The 16,410-nt window shown below is 67.7% G+C and carries 15 protein-coding genes and 1 pseudogene; 8 read left to right on the forward strand and 8 right to left on the reverse strand.

The features are described 5' to 3' along the window. Positions 1–53: 53 nt before the first annotated feature. From poxB to GOHSU_RS06670, 3 genes are all read left to right on the forward strand, one after another. Positions 54–1,802: a ubiquinone-dependent pyruvate dehydrogenase gene (poxB, locus tag GOHSU_RS06660; protein ID WP_005938725.1), complete on the forward strand. Its 1,749-nt coding sequence runs from the start codon at positions 54–56 to the stop codon at positions 1,800–1,802. Between the two features lie 87 nt (positions 1,803–1,889). Further along, on the forward strand, positions 1,890–2,435 hold the full coding sequence (locus GOHSU_RS06665) for an OsmC family protein (protein ID WP_005938727.1): 546 nt from the start codon (positions 1,890–1,892) through the stop codon (positions 2,433–2,435). A 164-nt stretch (positions 2,436–2,599) separates the two neighbouring features. Next, on the forward strand, positions 2,600–4,003 hold the full coding sequence (locus tag GOHSU_RS06670; RefSeq protein WP_005938731.1) for an HNH endonuclease signature motif containing protein: 1,404 nt from the start codon (positions 2,600–2,602) through the stop codon (positions 4,001–4,003). Positions 4,004–4,289: 286 nt separating this feature from the next. Here the strand turns inward: GOHSU_RS06670 and GOHSU_RS17015 are convergent, their stop codons facing one another. After that, the gene (locus GOHSU_RS17015; RefSeq protein WP_005938734.1) at positions 4,290–4,445 is read right to left on the reverse strand and encodes a hypothetical protein; all 156 of its coding nucleotides are present in this window, start codon (positions 4,443–4,445) and stop codon (positions 4,290–4,292) included. 85 nt (positions 4,446–4,530) lie between these two features. Next, positions 4,531–5,922 carry a glycine--tRNA ligase gene (locus GOHSU_RS06675; protein ID WP_005938736.1) on the reverse strand — a complete coding sequence of 464 codons (1,392 nt, stop codon included), beginning with the start codon at positions 5,920–5,922 and terminating at the stop codon, positions 4,531–4,533. A 208-nt stretch (positions 5,923–6,130) separates the two neighbouring features. On the opposite strand from GOHSU_RS06675, the gene GOHSU_RS06680 reads away from it, so the two are divergent. The 3 genes and pseudogenes from GOHSU_RS06680 to yidC form a co-directional block, all read left to right on the forward strand. Beyond that, the gene (locus tag GOHSU_RS06680) at positions 6,131–6,463 is read left to right on the forward strand and encodes an ArsR/SmtB family transcription factor (protein WP_005938739.1); all 333 of its coding nucleotides are present in this window, start codon (positions 6,131–6,133) and stop codon (positions 6,461–6,463) included. Next, positions 6,460–6,864 carry a Fur family transcriptional regulator gene (locus tag GOHSU_RS06685; RefSeq protein ID WP_005938742.1) on the forward strand — a complete coding sequence of 135 codons (405 nt, stop codon included), beginning with the start codon at positions 6,460–6,462 and terminating at the stop codon, positions 6,862–6,864. The genes GOHSU_RS06680 and GOHSU_RS06685 overlap by 4 nt, the downstream gene beginning before the upstream one ends. A gap of 108 nt (positions 6,865–6,972) precedes the next feature. Then, positions 6,973–7,890: pseudogene (gene yidC / locus GOHSU_RS17200) on the forward strand (membrane protein insertase YidC); the annotation flags it as partial. Between the two features lie 1,243 nt (positions 7,891–9,133). Here yidC and GOHSU_RS06695 read toward each other — a convergent pair. Continuing rightward, on the reverse strand, positions 9,134–9,532 hold the full coding sequence (locus GOHSU_RS06695) for a hypothetical protein (protein ID WP_005938750.1): 399 nt from the start codon (positions 9,530–9,532) through the stop codon (positions 9,134–9,136). 58 nt (positions 9,533–9,590) lie between these two features. Continuing rightward, positions 9,591–10,394 (reverse strand): isoprenyl transferase, encoded by an 804-nt coding sequence (locus tag GOHSU_RS06700; RefSeq protein WP_005938753.1) that lies wholly within the window; start codon positions 10,392–10,394, stop codon positions 9,591–9,593. A gap of 232 nt (positions 10,395–10,626) precedes the next feature. Between GOHSU_RS06700 and GOHSU_RS06705 the strand changes: the two genes are divergently transcribed. Both GOHSU_RS06705 and GOHSU_RS06710 read left to right on the forward strand, forming a co-directional pair. Beyond that, positions 10,627–11,712, forward strand: coding sequence for an enoyl-CoA hydratase/isomerase family protein (locus tag GOHSU_RS06705; RefSeq protein ID WP_005938756.1), 1,086 nt, complete (start codon positions 10,627–10,629; stop codon positions 11,710–11,712). 69 nt (positions 11,713–11,781) lie between these two features. Beyond that, positions 11,782–12,558, forward strand: coding sequence for an enoyl-CoA hydratase (locus GOHSU_RS06710; RefSeq protein WP_005938759.1), 777 nt, complete (start codon positions 11,782–11,784; stop codon positions 12,556–12,558). 100 nt (positions 12,559–12,658) lie between these two features. Here the strand turns inward: GOHSU_RS06710 and recO are convergent, their stop codons facing one another. The 4 genes from recO to GOHSU_RS06730 all read right to left on the reverse strand — a co-directional run bounded on the left by recO (position 12,659) and on the right by GOHSU_RS06730 (position 16,407). Then, positions 12,659–13,405 (reverse strand): DNA repair protein RecO, encoded by a 747-nt coding sequence (gene recO / locus GOHSU_RS06715; RefSeq protein WP_005938762.1) that lies wholly within the window; start codon positions 13,403–13,405, stop codon positions 12,659–12,661. Between the two features lie 58 nt (positions 13,406–13,463). Next, positions 13,464–13,910 carry a phage holin family protein gene (locus GOHSU_RS06720; RefSeq protein ID WP_005938764.1) on the reverse strand — a complete coding sequence of 149 codons (447 nt, stop codon included), beginning with the start codon at positions 13,908–13,910 and terminating at the stop codon, positions 13,464–13,466. A 105-nt stretch (positions 13,911–14,015) separates the two neighbouring features. After that, a complete protein-coding gene (gene era / locus GOHSU_RS06725; protein WP_005938767.1) occupies positions 14,016–14,969 on the reverse strand; it encodes a GTPase Era in 954 nt (317 codons plus the stop codon). Beyond that, positions 14,962–16,407 (reverse strand): hemolysin family protein, encoded by a 1,446-nt coding sequence (locus tag GOHSU_RS06730; protein WP_005938771.1) that lies wholly within the window; start codon positions 16,405–16,407, stop codon positions 14,962–14,964. The genes era and GOHSU_RS06730 overlap by 8 nt, the downstream gene beginning before the upstream one ends. Positions 16,408–16,410: the final 3 nt, after the last annotated feature.

Raw genomic sequence — 16,410 nt, forward strand, 5'->3', positions numbered from 1 at the left:
CGCAACCGTTCGGCGCTAGCGTGGAAGACGCACCCCGTCGCACAGGAGGAACCATGAGCTACACCGCCGCCGATCTGATCGTCGACACCATCGCCGCGGCGGGGGTCAAGCGCATCTGGGGCATTCCGGGCGACTCGCTCAACGGTTTCACCGACGCGCTGCGTACCCGGCCCGAACTGGCCTGGATGCACGTGCGGCACGAGGAGGGCGGCGCCTTCGCCGCCAGCGCCGAGGCCGCGATGACCGGGGAGCTAGCCGCGGTCGCCGGCAGCTGCGGCCCCGGCAACCTGCACTTCATCAACGGCCTGTACGACGCGCATCGTTCGCGCGTGCCGGTACTGGCGATCGCCTCCCAGATCCCCGGCGAGCAGATCGGCACCAACTACTTCCAGGAGACGCACCCGGAGAACCTGTACCGCGAGTGCAGCAGCTACTGCGAGGTGGCTCGCACACCCGAGCAGCTCGCGCGCATCCTCAACATCGCGATCCGCACCGCCGTCGAAGACCGCGGCGTGTCCGTCCTGGTGATCCCCGGCGAACTGTTCGTCGCCAAAGTCGATGAGCCGCAGCGGGTTCCGCGGATCCGTGCCGCCAGCCCCGTCGTACGCCCGTCCGACGAGGAGGTTCATCTGGCCGCCGCAATGCTCAACGACTCGCAGAAGGTCACGATCCTGGCCGGAGCTGGCTGTGCCGGAGCGCACGACGACGTCGTCGCCCTGGCCCAGAAGCTCAAGGCCCCCGTCGTGCACGCCTACCGCGGCAAGGAACACATCGAGTACAACAACCCCTGCGATGTCGGCATGACCGGCCTGGTCGGTTTCGCCTCCGGCTACCACGCCATGGAGAGCTGCGACACCCTGCTCATGCTGGGCACCGACTTCCCCTACAACCAGTTCCTGCCCGCCCACGCCCGCGTGATCCAGCTCGATATCCGCGGCAGTCAGATCGGCCGCCGCACCGCCGTCGACCTGCCGCTGGTCGGCTCCGTCGCCGACACCGTGCCCGCCCTGACCGAGCTGATCGACGACGGCCGCGACCCCGAACACCTGGACACCGCGCGCGAGGACTACGCCCGCACCCGCACGCTCCTGGACGAGTGGGCGGTGCAAAACGACGACATCCCCATCCGTCCCGAATATCTGACGCGGCTGCTCGACCAGCTCGCCGACGACGACGCCGTCTTCGTCCCCGATGTCGGCTCCCCCATCATCTGGGCCGCGCGCTATCTCACCATGAATGGACGACGACGCCTGCTCGGCTCGTTCAGCCACGGCTCGATGGCCAATGCGCTGACCATGTCCACCGGTATCGCCGCGGCCACACCCGGCCGGCAGGTGGTGTCCCTGTCCGGCGACGGCGGCCTGGCCATGCTGATGGGCGAGCTGCTGACCCTGGTGCAGAACAAGCTGCCGGTCAAGATCGTCGTCTACAACAACTCGTCGCTGAACTTCGTCGAACTGGAGATGAAGGCCGACGGCTTCGTCAACTTCGGTACCGACCTGGAGAATCCGGACTTCGCCGCCGTCGCCGAAGCTGTCGGTATCGCCGGCTGGAAGGTCACCGATTCCTCGCAGCTGCGCCAGGCGGTCACCGAGTTCCTCGCCCACGACGGCCCGGCCCTGCTCGATGTGACCGTCGCCCGTCAGGAGCTGACGATCCCGCCGGCCATCACCGCCGCGCAGGTCAAGGGCTTCACCCTCTGGGGTCTGCGCACCGTCCTGTCCGGCCGCGGCGACGAGCTGCTCGACCTGGCCGAGGTCAACCTGCTCAGCCGCCTGCGCCGCCCGAAGCGCCGCGACTGACCACCGACCCCTCGCTGTCGGTAGGGTTCGACCCGCGGCGGGTCTAACCCTCGTCTGAACGACGGGGCCGCTCTACCGTCGGATCCCATGACGACTGCTGATCTCATCGACATCCCCGCCCCCACCGCCACCACCCCGCTCAACGCGATCACCGCGGCCACCGACGACGCCGTCCGCGCCGACCCGAAGAACGCCTCCGTGGTCTTCGCCGCCGAGGCGGTCGCCACCTCCGGGGTGGCCTCACAGGTCTCGGCCCGCCAGTTCAGCGTCACCGTCGACGAGCCGGCCACCCTCGGCGGCGCCGACACCGCCGCGAATCCCGTCGAGTACTACCTGGCCGCACTGCTGTCGTGCCAGGTGGTCACCTACCGCTTCTGGGCCCAGCGCCTGGGAATCCAGGTCGACTCGATCAGACTCCATGCCGAGGGCGATCTGGATGTGCGCGGCTTCTTCGGCCTGGACAGCTCGGTGCGCCCGGGCTTCACCCAGGTGCGCGTGGTGGCCGAGCTTTCCGGTCCCGAGCCGGCCGACCGCTACGAGGCGCTGCAGGAGTTCGTCGAGGCGCACTGCCCGGTCCTGGACCTGACCGTCAACCAGACACCCGTCGTCAGCGAGCTTCGCATCACCGACTGAGCCGACCGGGGCGCCATCCCGATCAACTATGGCACATGTCACACCCTTCGCGTACACTGGAGTCATCGAACAAACATTCGAGATAGCGGTAGGATCCGGCGCTTCCGCAGCGCCGGTCCTCCGCCTCCTCGAACCGTTCGATCCGCCGAGCGAAGGAGCACGTGATGGACGCATCGACCCTGACCGAGCTCGCCGACCGAATGGCCGACGACCTGACCGACAGACCCGGTGACGAGCGCACGCTCGCCGCTTTCCTGACCAGCGCCAGACCGGTCGACGACGATCGCGAACTCCTGGCTCTGACCGCTTCCCTGCTGCGCATTCGCACGATCACCGACCACGCTCTTGCCCGGACCGCCGACGTCATCGCCCGCGTCGGACTGCCCGGCCGCAAACGCGTACGCTCCGCGTCGTCGCTCCTGGCTGCTCTGGGCGCTGCACCCGCGGTGGCACACCGGGCCGTGCGCCTGGGAACCGCGACTAACGAGCCGGCCGCCGGTCCGGTCACCCGCGGTATGCGCGACGGTGCCGTCTCTGCCGAACTCGGCGACGCCGTGGTGCGCGGGCTGCACCATGTCACGGGCCGCGTCGAGCTGACCGACGAGGCGAAGGCCCGGCTGGTCACCTCGCTGCTGGTGCAGACCACGCCCAGCCGCGTGAAGGACAAGGCGCGCTCCTTCGCCATCGCCCTGGCTCCCGCCGCCGACCAGGCCGGGGAGGACGCGGTACCCATCGCCGAACGCGACGATCTCAACGACGTCGAGGTGGTCCGCACCGACGACGGCCGCGTGCAGGTCACGATGGATCTGGACGTGGTCGCCGGGGAACAGCTCTATGCTGCCCTCGACCCGCTGACCCGCCCCCGGCCCGAGCCCGACGGCTCCGAAGACACCCGGTCGGTGGGACGACGTCGCGCCGACGGCTTCACCCAGCTGGTGCGGACCTACCTTTCCCGGTCCGACCGCCCCGAATCAGGCGGGGTCCTGCCCCACGTGACACTGCTGGTACCGGCGACGGTCTCGATCAACGGCCGCCAGATCGACGGCCCGGTTCCCGCCGATGCCGGACAATCCGTCGAAGTGCCGCTGGCCGACCTGGAGCGGCTCGCCGGCCAGGTCCCGTCGCTCGGCTTCACCGGTCCCATCTCGGCGCGCACCACCGAACTGATCATGTGCGACGTCGCCGTCGCCCTGGCGCTGCTCGATAAGGAGGGCGTGCCCCTGGACGTCCACGACGAGCATCGACTCTTCCCGCCCGGGCTGCGCAAGGCCCTGGCGATCCGCGACGGCGGCTGCGCATTCCCCGGGTGCGGACTGCCGCCGAGCTGGTGCGACGCCCACCATGTCGAGCACTGGCAGCACGGCGGAAAGACCTGTCTGGACAACGGCGTCCTGCTCTGCCGCCGGCACCACACGCTGATCCACCACGGCGGCTGGGAGGTGTTCATCGGCCACGACCGTCATCCCTGGTTCATCCCGCCCGCCGACCCGGACCATCCGGACCGCCGCCGCGAACCGATGTGCGCCGACAACCGAAGAACCTTGACCAGCCTGCCCACGGCCGCCTGACCGACCAAGAACTTTCAGTCCAACAAGCACTTCCCGCCCAGCAAGAACTTTCAGCCGAGCAAGAACTTTCAGTCCAGTGCCGGAGCAGTCGTCCGGTGCGATGCGTTGTTTGAGAATTCCACACAGAAGATCGCGGGCACGGATGGCCCGCCCCCCTCACGCCCGGTCCGGTGACCGGCCGCGTGACGGACCCGACTGCCCGGCGGCAGTCCGGTGCGGGCCGTCCACGCCGGGTCGCCCGGCGCGCACCGGCTATCGCTCTGCCCCGGCCATCGATCCGCCGCAGCTATCGCGTCTGCCGCCGGTACCACCAGATACCGAGGACCACCAGCCACAGCGGCAGCACGATGGCCAGCATCGTCCACTGCCGCTGCCCGATCATCATCGCGGCGGCGATCACCATCAGCACACTGCTGAAGATCGCCACGAAGCTCGGGCTCACGACGGCTCGATCGCCATCGGCACGGCTCCGACCGTCCCGGGCACGGGCACAGGCCCGGCGAGCACTGCGACGATCACGGCGGGGCTCAGGCGCCCAGCAGCTTGCCGCCCAGGTACTCGCTGACCTTGTCCAGTGCCACCCGCTCCTGGGTCATGCTGTCGCGCTCGCGGATGGTGACGGCCTGGTCGTCGAGGGTGTCGAAGTCGACGGTGACGCAGAACGGCGTGCCGATCTCGTCCTGGCGGCGGTACCGCTTGCCGATGCTCTGGGCGTCGTCGTACTCGATCGCCCAGTGCTTGCGCAGCTCGTCGGCGAGGTTGCGGGCGGTCGGTGCGAGCTCTTCCTTCTTCGACAGCGGCAGCACCGCGGCCTTGACCGGGGCGAGCCGGCGATCCAGCTTGAGCACGGTGCGCACATCGGTGCCGCCCTTGGCGTTGGGCACCTCTTCCTCGGTGTACGCATCGCACAGGAAGGCCATCAGCGAGCGGCCCAGGCCGGCTGCCGGTTCGATCACGAACGGGGTGTACCGCTCGCCGGTCGCCTGATCGTAGTAGCTCAGGTCCTCGCCGGACTCCCTGCTGTGCGTCGACAGGTCGAAGTCGGTCCGATTGGCGATGCCCTCGAGCTCACCCCACGGGTTGCCGGAGAACCCGAAATTGTACTCGATGTCGGTGGTGCCCTTGGAGTAGTGCGACAGCTTCTCCAGCGGGTGCTCGAACAGGCGCAGGTTCTCCCGGGCGATCCCCAGGTCGGTGTACCAGTCCATGCGAGCGTCGATCCAGTACTGGTGCCACTGCTCGTCCTCGCCCGGCTTGACGAAGAACTCCATCTCCATCTGCTCGAACTCTCGGGTGCGGAAGATGAAGTTGCCCGGGGTGATTTCGTTACGGAAGCTCTTGCCGATCTGAGCGATGCCGAACGGGGGCTTCTTGCGCGAGGTGGTCATCACGTTCTTGAAGTTCACGAAGATGCCCTGGGCGGTCTCCGGACGCAGGTAGTGCAGCCCCTCTTCGTCGTCGACGGGCCCCAGGAAGGTCTTGAGCAGACCCGAGAAGCTCTTGGGCTCGGTCCACGACCCCTTGACCCCACAGTTCGGGCAGACGATCTCGGCCATCGGCGCATCGTCGGGATTGTCCAGCCCCTTCTTCAGCGCGTAGGCCTCCTGCAGGTGGTCCTGCCGGAACCGGTGATGACAGTTGGTGCACTCGATCAGCGGGTCGGTGAAGACCTCGACGTGACCGGAGGCGACCCACACCTGACGCGGCAGGATCACCGAAGAATCCAGCCCGACCACATCGTCACGCGAGGTGACCATGCTCCGCCACCACTGATCCTTGATGTTGTTCTTCATCTCCACGCCCAGCGGGCCGTAGTCCCACGCCGAACGCGTACCGCCGTAGATCTCACCGCAAGGGAACACCAGACCGCGACGCTTCGCGAGGTTGACGACGGCTTCGACATTGGACTGCACGGCCACGACTGACTGCTCTCCAGGCTTGAGGGGTGGGACTGACTGGTCACACGCACACCTGCGCGGCGCGCGACACATCGCTTACAGGGTAGCCCGGCCCGCGCCCACACGTGGTTTCGGGATCACTCGACGGCCCCGAACGGAGATGCACCACTGGCCGATTGGGAACGATTGCTAATAAGATAGCGAGGAGTTCGACCGAAAGGCTCCCCGCATGGATCACGCCCACACCGCACCCACGCGCCCCAGTACGGCCGATATCGCCGCCGCCGGTGACCTGCTGCGGGCCCTGGCCGCCCCGGCCCGGGTCGCGATCGTGCTGTCCCTGCGGGAGCGCGCCATGTGCGTGCACGAGCTGGTCGATGCCCTGCACCTGAACCAGCCACAAGTCAGCCAGCACCTGAAAGTACTCAAGAACTCCGGCGTGGTCACCGGCAACCGCCGCGGCCGCGAGGTCGAATACACCCTGGTCGACGACCACATCGCCCACATCGTCACCGACGCCCTCACCCACGCCACCGAGGGCTGGCCACAGGCTTCGGCATGACCCGAGGCAAACCGCTGACCGGCCAGCGGACCACGCGCCAGCGCGCCGCGATCGCCGATCTGCTGACCCGCAGCGACGAGTTCCTCTCCGCCCAGCAACTGCACGACCTACTCGTCGAGCGCGGCGACTCCATCGGCCTGACCACCGTCTACCGCAACCTGCAGGCTCTGGTCGACGCCGGCCAGGTCGACGCGATCTGGGACGGTTCCGGCGAGACGCGCTACCGGCACTGCTCCGACGGCCACCATCACCACCTGGTCTGCCGGAAATGCGGTTCCACCGTCGAGATCCAGGCCGAGACCGTCGACACCTGGGCCGCCACGGTCGCCGAAACCCACGGCTTCCAGGACATCGCGCACACCGTCGAGATCTTCGGCCTCTGCCCCGCCTGCGCCGCCTGAGCACCGTGCCCCTTTCCGCGACACCAGCAGACGAACGCGATACTTTGATGCAGCTCGAAACAACGTAAGGGTGTCCGAGGAACGGACAGACAAGAGCCGAGGGACACCGTGCTGGACTTCATCTACTACCCCGTTTCCTGGGTCATGTCGGCGTGGCACTGGCTGTTCGCTCACCTCCTGCCCGACACACCCAACGGGTCCGGTATCGCCTGGGCACTTTCGGTCGCCTGCCTCGTCTTCACCGTTCGCGCCGTCCTGTACAAGCCTTTCGTCGCCCAAGTCCGCACCACCAAGAAGATGCAGGAGCTCAATCCGCAGATACAGACCCTCCGGAAGAAGTACGCCAACGATCGTGTGCGGATGACCGAAGAGATGCAGAAGCTGCAGAAGGAGCACGGTTTCAGTCCGATTCTCGGTTGTCTGCCGCTGCTCCTGCAGGTCCCGCTGTTCATCGGCCTGTTCCATGTGTTGCACAGCTTCAACCGAACACGAACCCGCTTGGGTGGGACGGGCATGTCCGTCGTTGAGACACGCAACACCGGTAATTACGCCTTCAGCGCCGAGCAGGTGCAGAACTTTCTCGACGCCAGGCTGTTCGGTGTTCCGCTCTCCGCGTATGTGACCGAGCCTACGGCCCAGTTCGCAGCCTTCGTCGAACCTGGCGAAGCCATCGACTTCACCAGAGCCCAGATCATCACTGTCGCCACCATCCTGATGATCCTGGCGGCGATCGCAACCCACCTGAACTCGCGGGCGGCTGTGGCACGCCAGAACAGCGCCGCCATGGACGATCCGCAGACTCGAGTGATGAACCGCCTCGCGCTCTACGTGTTCCCGCTCGGAATCATCGTCACCGGGGTGTTTCTTCCCATCGCCATCCTCTTGTACTGGCTCAGCAACAACATCTGGACATTCGGACAGCAACGCCGGGTCTTCGGACAGATGGCGGTCGACGACGCGGCTGCACACCGAATCCGTCGCGCGACTCGCCGGCAGGCCGTCGTGTCGACGCCGGGACTACCACCGCTGCCGCAGAACTTCGATCCGGCCGCAGCGATGGATCGGGGTTACGCGGCATTGCCCGGCAACCCAGCCACCGCACACCGCGAGTTCCTGGACGCCTACCGCTACTCCGCGCGGCAACACGACTGGCAGTACCGCGGCGACTCCGGCTTGGCTCAGGCGGCCCACGAGATCGGCCAGCTGGTGAGTCCCGATGTCCGCGGACCGTTGATCGCCGCAGCCGTCACCCCGGCCAGACGCGACGCCGAGAGTCCGGTCGCCGGCATCGAAACCCTGAACCGCTATCTGAATCTACGTGCATGGCAAATCGAGCACTGGCTCTCCGAGAAGAAGCATCGCTGGGTGGTCGACGACCCCGTATCCGATCGTGCGATCCTGCGCGCATTCGAGGCCGCGTGTGCGCGCCAGAGCGCCATCGTCTACTGGGGTGAAGGAGCACTCACCTTGGTACCGCTGCCGGCCAGCGGCGACGCCATGGTGTTCCCAAGAATCCTGGCGCCCTACCCCCGCGCCTACCGCGCCAGCCAGATCGCTCTGGCGCACCACCGGCTCAACAGACATGACCAAGCCCGCGGACATGCACGTGAAGCCGCCGACCTTTTTTCCGAGATGTCGCAGAGCCTGGCCACAGCGCACGAAAAGGGCTTTGCGACCACCAGTGATGGCGCCGTAACGCGATTTCACAATTGGGAGTGGCAACACGCAGTCTCCAATTTGATCGCCTCGATGCCCGCCGACACGTGGTGGGACCGTCTCACTCTCCCGCAGCGCGAACGCGTTCGTCGCCGAGCAGAGGCACAGGAGTCGATCCGCTCGCTCTCGGTTGCGGTTCGGCACGCGAAATCGGATCTGGGTGCGGACCATCGCACCACCCAGAACCTGATCGAAAAGCTGCGGCAGGCCGAGCATTGGCACGATTCGGTCGCCGCAGCTCTGGCCAAGCGGTTTCTTCGGGCGCAGGCATTCGAGCTACTCCAAGAGCAGGCGCAGGAGACCACACTCAGCCTTATCGCTCTGCCGGACGATGTCCACGAAGCCATCGACGATGCCGGCCGGATGCAACCGGTGAACACCAGAGCCCAGATCGACCTGCACACTCGGACCGACGGTCACTCCTCTCCACAGCGTTCGCCAGACCGGAACGTGTCACCTCCGGTTCCTCGACCGGCCTTCCGGCCGGAGAAAGTAAAGCGCCCACCGCAGCACTGAACGCCGGGATCCGAACGAGAACCGGCGGGATCCGGGCTCAGTCGCCCCGCGGCGATACCACCACGGTGAACGTCACCGGCGAGCCGCCGCCCTGGTCGTCGGTCATCGTCACCGAAGTGCTCCCCGGCGTCACACCGACCACACCGGGATTGAACCGGGCGCTTCCGTCGTCGTGCCCGGGAGAGAACGTCGCGACGGCACCGTTCTCGATCTGGCCGCGATAACCGTCCACAGGCACCGAACCGGTATTGATGTTGAGCACCTGCCCGACCAGCAGCTGCACCGTCGCACCCGACAGATCATCGACACTGACCGTCACCGGCGCGATCACCTGTGGGTCCGACGACGATGCCGCCGCCGTGCCGCCCGCCGATGGGGACGGTTCGGCCGACTCACCGCACGCACTCAACCCGAACACCAGGACCAGCACGGCCACAGCCGCCCACCCTGTCCTGCTCGGCACGGGATCGTTTCTCACTCTCGGTCCGCGCGGGTCAGGCGCTGCCGAACCGGCGGTCGCGTTTGGCGTACTCCAGGCAGGCGTCCCACAGGTCGCGGCGATCGAAGTCGGGGAACAGCTTCTCCTGGTAGACCATCTCGGCGTACGCCGACTGCCACAGCAGGAAGTTGGAGAGGCGCTGTTCCCCCGACGGACGCAGGAACAGGTCCACATCGGGCATGTCCGGCTCGTCCAGATACCGGGCGAAACTGGCTTCGCTGACCCGTTCGGGATCGATCTCGCCGCGGGCGGCCCGCCGGGCGATCTCCCGGGCGGCGTCGGCGATCTCGGCGCGCCCGCCGTAGTTGACGCACATCACCAGGGTGAGCACATCGTTGTCTTTGGTCAGTTCCTCGGCCACTTCGAGTTCGGTGATGACGCTGCGCCACAGTCGCGGCCGGCGCCCCGCCCACCGCACGCGCACACCCATCTCGTTCATCTCATCGCGTCGCCGCCGGATCACATCCCGGTTGAAGCCCATCAGGAACTTCACCTCTTCGGGACTGCGCGACCAGTTCTCGGTGGAGAACGCGTACGCCGACAGCCACTTGACGCCCAGCTCGATGGAACCGCACACGGTGTCCATCAGCACCGCTTCCCCGCGCTTGTGGCCTTCGGTGCGCGGCAGACCGCGCTCCTGCGCCCAGCGGCCGTTGCCGTCCATCACCAAGGCGACATGGTTGGGCACGAACTCCGGCGGAATCGCCGGCGGCGTCGCGCCGGACGGGTGCGGGTCGGGAGGCCGGATCGGGCGCGCGGTGGTGGTCACCGGGCGCGGTCGGCGAGTCAGTCGTGCCATCGGTATGACGGTAACAGTTCGCCGCCCGCCGACCGCGTGTTGCGCCAAGCCTGCCGGCCGCCCGCCGAGCCTCCCTACACCCCGCGGGGCATTTGCGCTCCCCGCCGGTGCGAATGTGCACGTTGACCCCCGGCGCCGCACGCACCACGATGGGCACAGATCAGACTTGACCACAACCGTGTCCACCGGCGGACGCCCGTCGGTACGACAGCGGCGTGAAAAGGAGCGGTAGATGAGTGCGGATCCAGGCCAGGATGCATCGGTGATCGTCGAGGTCGACGGGCGGGCGGGACGGCTCACGCTGAACCGGCCGCGGGCGATCAACGCGCTCGATCACCAGATGGTTCAGGTGATGGCGCGCGCCCTCGACGAGTGGGAGCACGACCCGCAGGTGCAGACCGTCGTCATCACCGGTGCCGGCGAGCGCGGTCTGTGCGCCGGCGGCGATATCGTCGCCATCCACCGGGATGCCGCCGCACTGGCCGGCAACGACGACGATGCCGCCGCAGCCGCCACCGCCTCGGCCGAGTTCTGGCGCGACGAGTACCGGCTCAACGCCCGGCTGGCCGACTACCCCAAGCCGATCCTGGCGGTGATGGACGGCATCGTGATGGGCGGCGGCGTGGGCATCTCCGGCCACGTCTCCCACCGCATCGCCACCGAGCGCACCCGGCTGGCCATGCCCGAGGTCGGTATCGGCCTGGTCCCCGACGTCGGCGGCACCTGGCTGCTCTCCCGCCTGGACGACGAGCTGGGCACCTACGCGGCACTGACCTCGAAGAACCTGTCCGGTGCCGATGTCCTCGCGCTGGGTCTGGCCACCGCCTATGTGCCCACCCAGTCGCTGCCCGGGCTGCTGTCCGCACTGGCGCAGCAGCCCGTCGACGAGGCACTGACCGCCCACGCCGAAGCGGCCCCCGAGTCCGCGCTGGCCGGACTGGCACCGCAGATCGCCCACGCCTTCGCCGGCGACGACATCGCCCAGATCGTCGACCGGCTCACCGGCTCGGATGTGCCCGAGCTGGACAAGGCCGCCACCGCGATCGCGGGCGGCTCCCCGATGGCGCTGGCGGTGACTCTGCACGCCCTGCGTGCCGCCCGCAGCGACCGCTCCCTGCGCGAGTCTCTGCACCGCGAGTACCGGACGTCCCTGCGCTGCCTGCAGTACCCCGACCTGGCCGAGGGGATCCGTGCCAAGGTGATCGATAAGGACGGTCAACCGCAGTGGGCACGGACCGCCGACCAGATCAGCCCGGCCGACGTCGAGTCGTTCACCCGGGCGCTGCCCGACGGCCTCGAACTCGACCTGACCGACTGACCGCCCCCAGAGCACCCGAACGTCCGAGACCACTCGCACGTGCTGAACGCACCGAACCAAGGAGATCGCATGACTGACTACAACACGATTCTGGTGGAGGTCCGCGACCGCACCGGCCTGATCACCCTCAACCGGCCCAAGGCCCTCAACGCACTCAACACCGAGCTGATGAACGAGGTGGTCGACGCCGCCGAGGCCTTCGACGCCGATCCCGCGATCGGCGCGATCGTGATCACCGGCTCGCAGCGGGCCTTCGCCGCCGGCGCCGACATCAAGGAGATGTCGGTCAAGGACTTCAGCGAGATGAGCACCGAGCAGTTCTTCAGCCGGTGGGACCGCCTGGCGAGCCTGCGCACCCCGACCATCGCCGCGGTCAGCGGCTACGCGCTCGGCGGCGGCTGCGAACTGGCGATGCTGTGCGACCTGATCATCGCCGGCGAATCGGCCACCTTCGGTCAGCCGGAGATCAACCTCGGTGTGATCCCCGGCATCGGCGGCTCACAGCGGCTGACCCGCGCCATCGGTAAGGCCAAGGCGATGGACATGATCCTGACCGGCCGCAATATGAAGGCCGACGAGGCCGACCGCCTCGGGCTGATCTCCCGGATGGTCGCCGACGACGATGTGCTGCCCGCGGCCCTGGAGGTCGCCGGCACCATCGCCGGCAAGTCGGCGATCGCCTCGGCGCTGGCCAAGGAGGCCGTCAACCGCGCCTTCGAATCCGGACTCACCGAGGGCGTGCGCACCGAACGCAGCCTGTTCTACTCGACCTTCGCCACCCAGGATCAGACCGAGGGCATGGCCGCTTTCGTCGAGAAGCGCGACCCGGACTTCCAGCACCGCTGATCGACCGAGATCACCGGCCCCGTCGGACCTGTCGCCTCCAGACCGGTCCGACGGTCCGGCCGGGGCCGACGGTCCAGGCGGGCCGACGGCCCCGCCGGCGTCACTGCGAGACGGCTGCCTGACGTTCGATCAGCGGCAGCGTCCGCAGCCGCCGCTCCAGATGCCACTGCAGGTGGTTGGCGATCAGCCCGGTGGCCTGACGCTGCTGCGATTCGGTGGCCTCGGCGACATGGTCCCAATGCCCGTACGCCAGCGCCTCCATCACCTCCAGCACCCCCACCGACGGGGTCGCCGAGCCGGCCGGACGGCAGTACACGCACACCGCCCCGCCGGCGGCGGCATGAAAAGCCTTGTGCGGACCGGAATTGGCGCAGCGCGCACAGATGTTCAGCGCCGGCGCCCAGCCGGCCGAACTCATCGCCCGCAGCAGGAAGGCGTCCAGGATCAACTGCCGGTCGCGACGATCCTCGGCCAGGGCGGTGAGCGCACCGACGGTCAGCCGGTACAGCTGCAGCGCCGGAGCGCGTTCCTCACCGGCCAGCCGTTCGGCGGTCTCCAGCACCGCGCAGGCGGTGGTGTACCGCGAATAGTCCTGCGCCATCGCCTCACTGAAGGCGTTGAGGGTGTGCACTCCGGTCACGATGTCCAGATTGCGTCCGGGATAAAAGGTCACGTCCACGTGCGCGAACGGTTCCAGCCGCGCCCCGAACTTGGAGCGGGTGCGGCGGATCCCCTTGGCCACGGCCCGGACCAGGCCGTGTTCGGCGGTGAGGAAGGTGATGATGCGGTCGGCCTCGCCCAGCTTGTGCTGACGGATCACCACCGCCTCGTCCTGGTAATTCCTCACCGCGACATTCTCTCACCGACCGGCGACATCACGGTGCCTCGACCCACCGGGCGGGTCACTACTTCTTCTTGGCCTCACGTCGCGCCAGCGCCGCATCGGCGGCCGCGTTCTCGGCGTGGGCGGACTGGCGACGATCCCACCAGCTGCGCAGCACCACGAAATCAAGCAGCCAGGTGACCAGCACGCTGACCAGCCAGACCACCACCATCGACGAGATCCACGCCGACACCCCGTTGATGCTCAGCGCCCCGCTGACCAGCGTGGTGATCCACAGCGCCAGCAGGGTCGCGATCAGGCCGACGCCGCCGAGCACCGTGGAGGCGTATTTGCGGGCGACGTTGAAGATCAGCGGACTCAGCACCGACTGCAGCGCGGCGAAGATCACCACGGCGAGGAAGAAGCCGCCCACCGACAGGTTGAAACCGGACACCAGCCACGACGTGAACAGGAAGGCCAGCGCCGCGGCCACCAGATTGACCAACACACTCAGCAGAAACCGCACCATGACCTGCTCTCCTCATCGGTGCACGCACCTTCGGCGCGCACCTTGTCGTCTCATTCTGCCCCGCCGTCGCCGTTTCGGTGGGCAGGAAACGGGCACCGGTCCCCGTTAGAAACCCAGGCGGCCCAGTTGCTTCGGATCGCGCTGCCAGTCCTTGGCCACCTTGACGTGCAGATCCAGGTACACCCGGCATCCCAGCAGCTTCTCGATCTGCTGGCGGGCGACGGTGCCGACCTCCTTCAGGCGCGCACCGCGGTGCCCGATGATGATCCCCTTCTGGCTGTCCCGTTCGACGTAGAGCAGCGCGTGCACGTCGACCATCGGCGGATCGGAGTCCTCGCGTTCGATCACCTCTTCGATGGTGACCGCCAGCGAATGCGGCAGTTCATCGCGTACACCCTCCAGGGCGGCTTCGCGGATGAACTCGGCCATCAGCACCTCTTCGGGCTCATCGGTCAGCTCCCCGTCCGGGTAGAATGCTGGTCCCGGCTCGCACGCCGAGACCAGCAGATCGGTCAGCACGTCGAGCTGCTTACCGGACTTGGCCGATACCGGGATCACCTCGGCGGCCGGGCCGAGCAGCTCCGACAGCGCCATCAGCTGCTGCGCGACCTTCCCGGGTCCCACCTTGTCGAGTTTGGTGACGATGCCGACCACCTTGGTGCGCTTCTCCAGCGGCCGGATCTGCTCGATGATCCACTTGTCGCCGGGCCCGATCGCCTCATCAGCCGGTATGCACAGGCAGATGATGTCGACCTCGGACAAGGTGTCCAGGACCAGTTCGTTCAGGCGCTTGCCCAGCAGGGTGCGCGGGCGGTGCAGACCGGGGGTGTCGACCAGCACCAGTTGGGCCGCCGGCAGGTTCACGATGCCGCGGATGGTGTGGCGGGTGGTCTGCGGACGGTTGGAGGTGATCGCGATCTTGTCGCCGACGAGCGCATTGGTCAGCGTCGACTTGCCGGTGTTGGGCCGGCCGACAAAGCAGACGAACCCCGACCGGAACTCGTCCTCACCCGGCAGGTCTTCCCCCGGCACGTCTTCTCCCCGTCGTTCGTCACTCACCGCTGGTCTCCTTCGTCCGCTCCGCGGATTCGTCCGCTCCGCGTTTCTTCCGTTCCCTGGCGTCGCCCTGCCCGGTTCCGGTCTTATCTCGGTTCGCCTCCGCGCCCCTGCCGGAGCCGTCCGGCTTCTCGGGCTTGGCAGACTTCTCGGGCTGCTCGGCACCGGCGTCCTCGCGTGTGCGGCGCACCAGCACCGAGGTGATGCGCTGGCGGCCGACCCGGTTGGGGCCGCCTTCACCGGTCAGCAGCAGTCCCTCCGTCTTGACCCGGGTGCCCGGCAGCGGCACGCGTCCGAGTTTCAGCGCCATCAGGCCGCCGACGGTCTCGACCTCGTCGTCGTCGATCTCGATCCCGAACAGCTCACCCAGATCCTCCACCGGCAGCCGCGAGGAGACCCGGTAGACGTCCTCCTCGATCTGCTCGATGGGGGCGCGCTCATCGACGTCGTACTCGTCGGCGATCTCCCCGACGATCTCCTCGAGCACATCCTCGATCGTCACCAGCCCGGCGATACCGCCGTACTCGTCGACCAGCAGCGCCATGTGGTTGTGTTCGGCCTGCATCGCCTCGAGCAGGTCGTCGAGCCGTTTGGAGTCGGGGACGAACCACGGCTCACGCATCAGTTCGGCCACCGTCATACCGGTCTGGACGGTGCCCTGCGGCAGCATGCGCTGCACGATGTCCTTCAGGTACACCACCCCGAGCATGTCGTCGGGGTTCTCGCCGATCACCGGAATCCGCGAATGCCCCGACCGCACCGCCAGACTCAGCGCCTGGGTGGCCGACTTGTCCGACTCGATCCACACGATCTCCGGCCGCGGCACCATCACCTCGCGGGCATTGGTCTCGTCGAGCTCGAAGACCGACTGGATCATCCGCCGTTCGTCGTCGTCGACCACGCCCTGCGACTGCGCCAGGTCCACCACCTCGCGCACCTCCATTTCGGTGGCGAACGGGCCGTTCCGGAAGCCGCCGCCGGGGGTGAGCGCATTACCCAGCAGGATCAGCAGGCGGGTGACCGGCCGCAGCAGCACCCCGGTCGCGGTCAGGAACGGTCCGGCGATCAGCGAGATGGTGTACGCGTTCTGCCGGCCCAGGGTGCGCGGTCCGACCCCGACCGCCACGAAGGTGACCACCATCATCACCAGCACCGCGGTCACCACACCCCAGGTCAGTCCCAGGTGTTCGACGGCGATGATCGCCACCAGCACCGTCGAGGCGGTCTCGAAACCGATCCGCAGCAGCACCGTGAGACCGACGTAGGTGGGCCGCTGCTCCACGATGGTGGCCAGCCGCTTGGCGCCGCCGCGATCGGTGCGCACCAGGTCTTCGATGCGGGCCACCGACACGGTGCTCAACGCCGTATCGATCGCCGCCAGCAGCCCGGCCATGAAGGTGAACAGGACCGCCAGCAGCAGCAGGACGAGGTCGCGCAGCATCGG

Source organism: Gordonia hirsuta DSM 44140 = NBRC 16056, from assembly GCF_000333015.1.
Classification (GTDB): domain Bacteria; phylum Actinomycetota; class Actinomycetes; order Mycobacteriales; family Mycobacteriaceae; genus Gordonia; species Gordonia hirsuta.

Excerpts from the sequence above, each read along its gene's own strand:
- poxB (WP_005938725.1), top strand. The coding sequence starts at position 54 with ATGAGCTACACCGCCGCCGATCTGATCGTCGACACCATCGCCGCGGCG.
- GOHSU_RS06665 (WP_005938727.1), top strand. The coding sequence starts at position 1,890 with ATGACGACTGCTGATCTCATCGACATCCCCGCCCCCACCGCCACCACC.
- GOHSU_RS06670 (WP_005938731.1), top strand. The coding sequence starts at position 2,600 with ATGGACGCATCGACCCTGACCGAGCTCGCCGACCGAATGGCCGACGAC.
- GOHSU_RS06680 (WP_005938739.1), top strand. The coding sequence starts at position 6,131 with ATGGATCACGCCCACACCGCACCCACGCGCCCCAGTACGGCCGATATC.
- GOHSU_RS06685 (WP_005938742.1), top strand. The coding sequence starts at position 6,460 with ATGACCCGAGGCAAACCGCTGACCGGCCAGCGGACCACGCGCCAGCGC.
- GOHSU_RS06700 (WP_005938753.1), bottom strand. The coding sequence starts at position 10,394 with ATGGCACGACTGACTCGCCGACCGCGCCCGGTGACCACCACCGCGCGC.
- GOHSU_RS06705 (WP_005938756.1), top strand. The coding sequence starts at position 10,627 with ATGAGTGCGGATCCAGGCCAGGATGCATCGGTGATCGTCGAGGTCGAC.
- GOHSU_RS06710 (WP_005938759.1), top strand. The coding sequence starts at position 11,782 with ATGACTGACTACAACACGATTCTGGTGGAGGTCCGCGACCGCACCGGC.
- GOHSU_RS06720 (WP_005938764.1), bottom strand. The coding sequence starts at position 13,910 with ATGGTGCGGTTTCTGCTGAGTGTGTTGGTCAATCTGGTGGCCGCGGCG.
- GOHSU_RS06730 (WP_005938771.1), bottom strand. The coding sequence starts at position 16,407 with ATGCTGCGCGACCTCGTCCTGCTGCTGCTGGCGGTCCTGTTCACCTTC.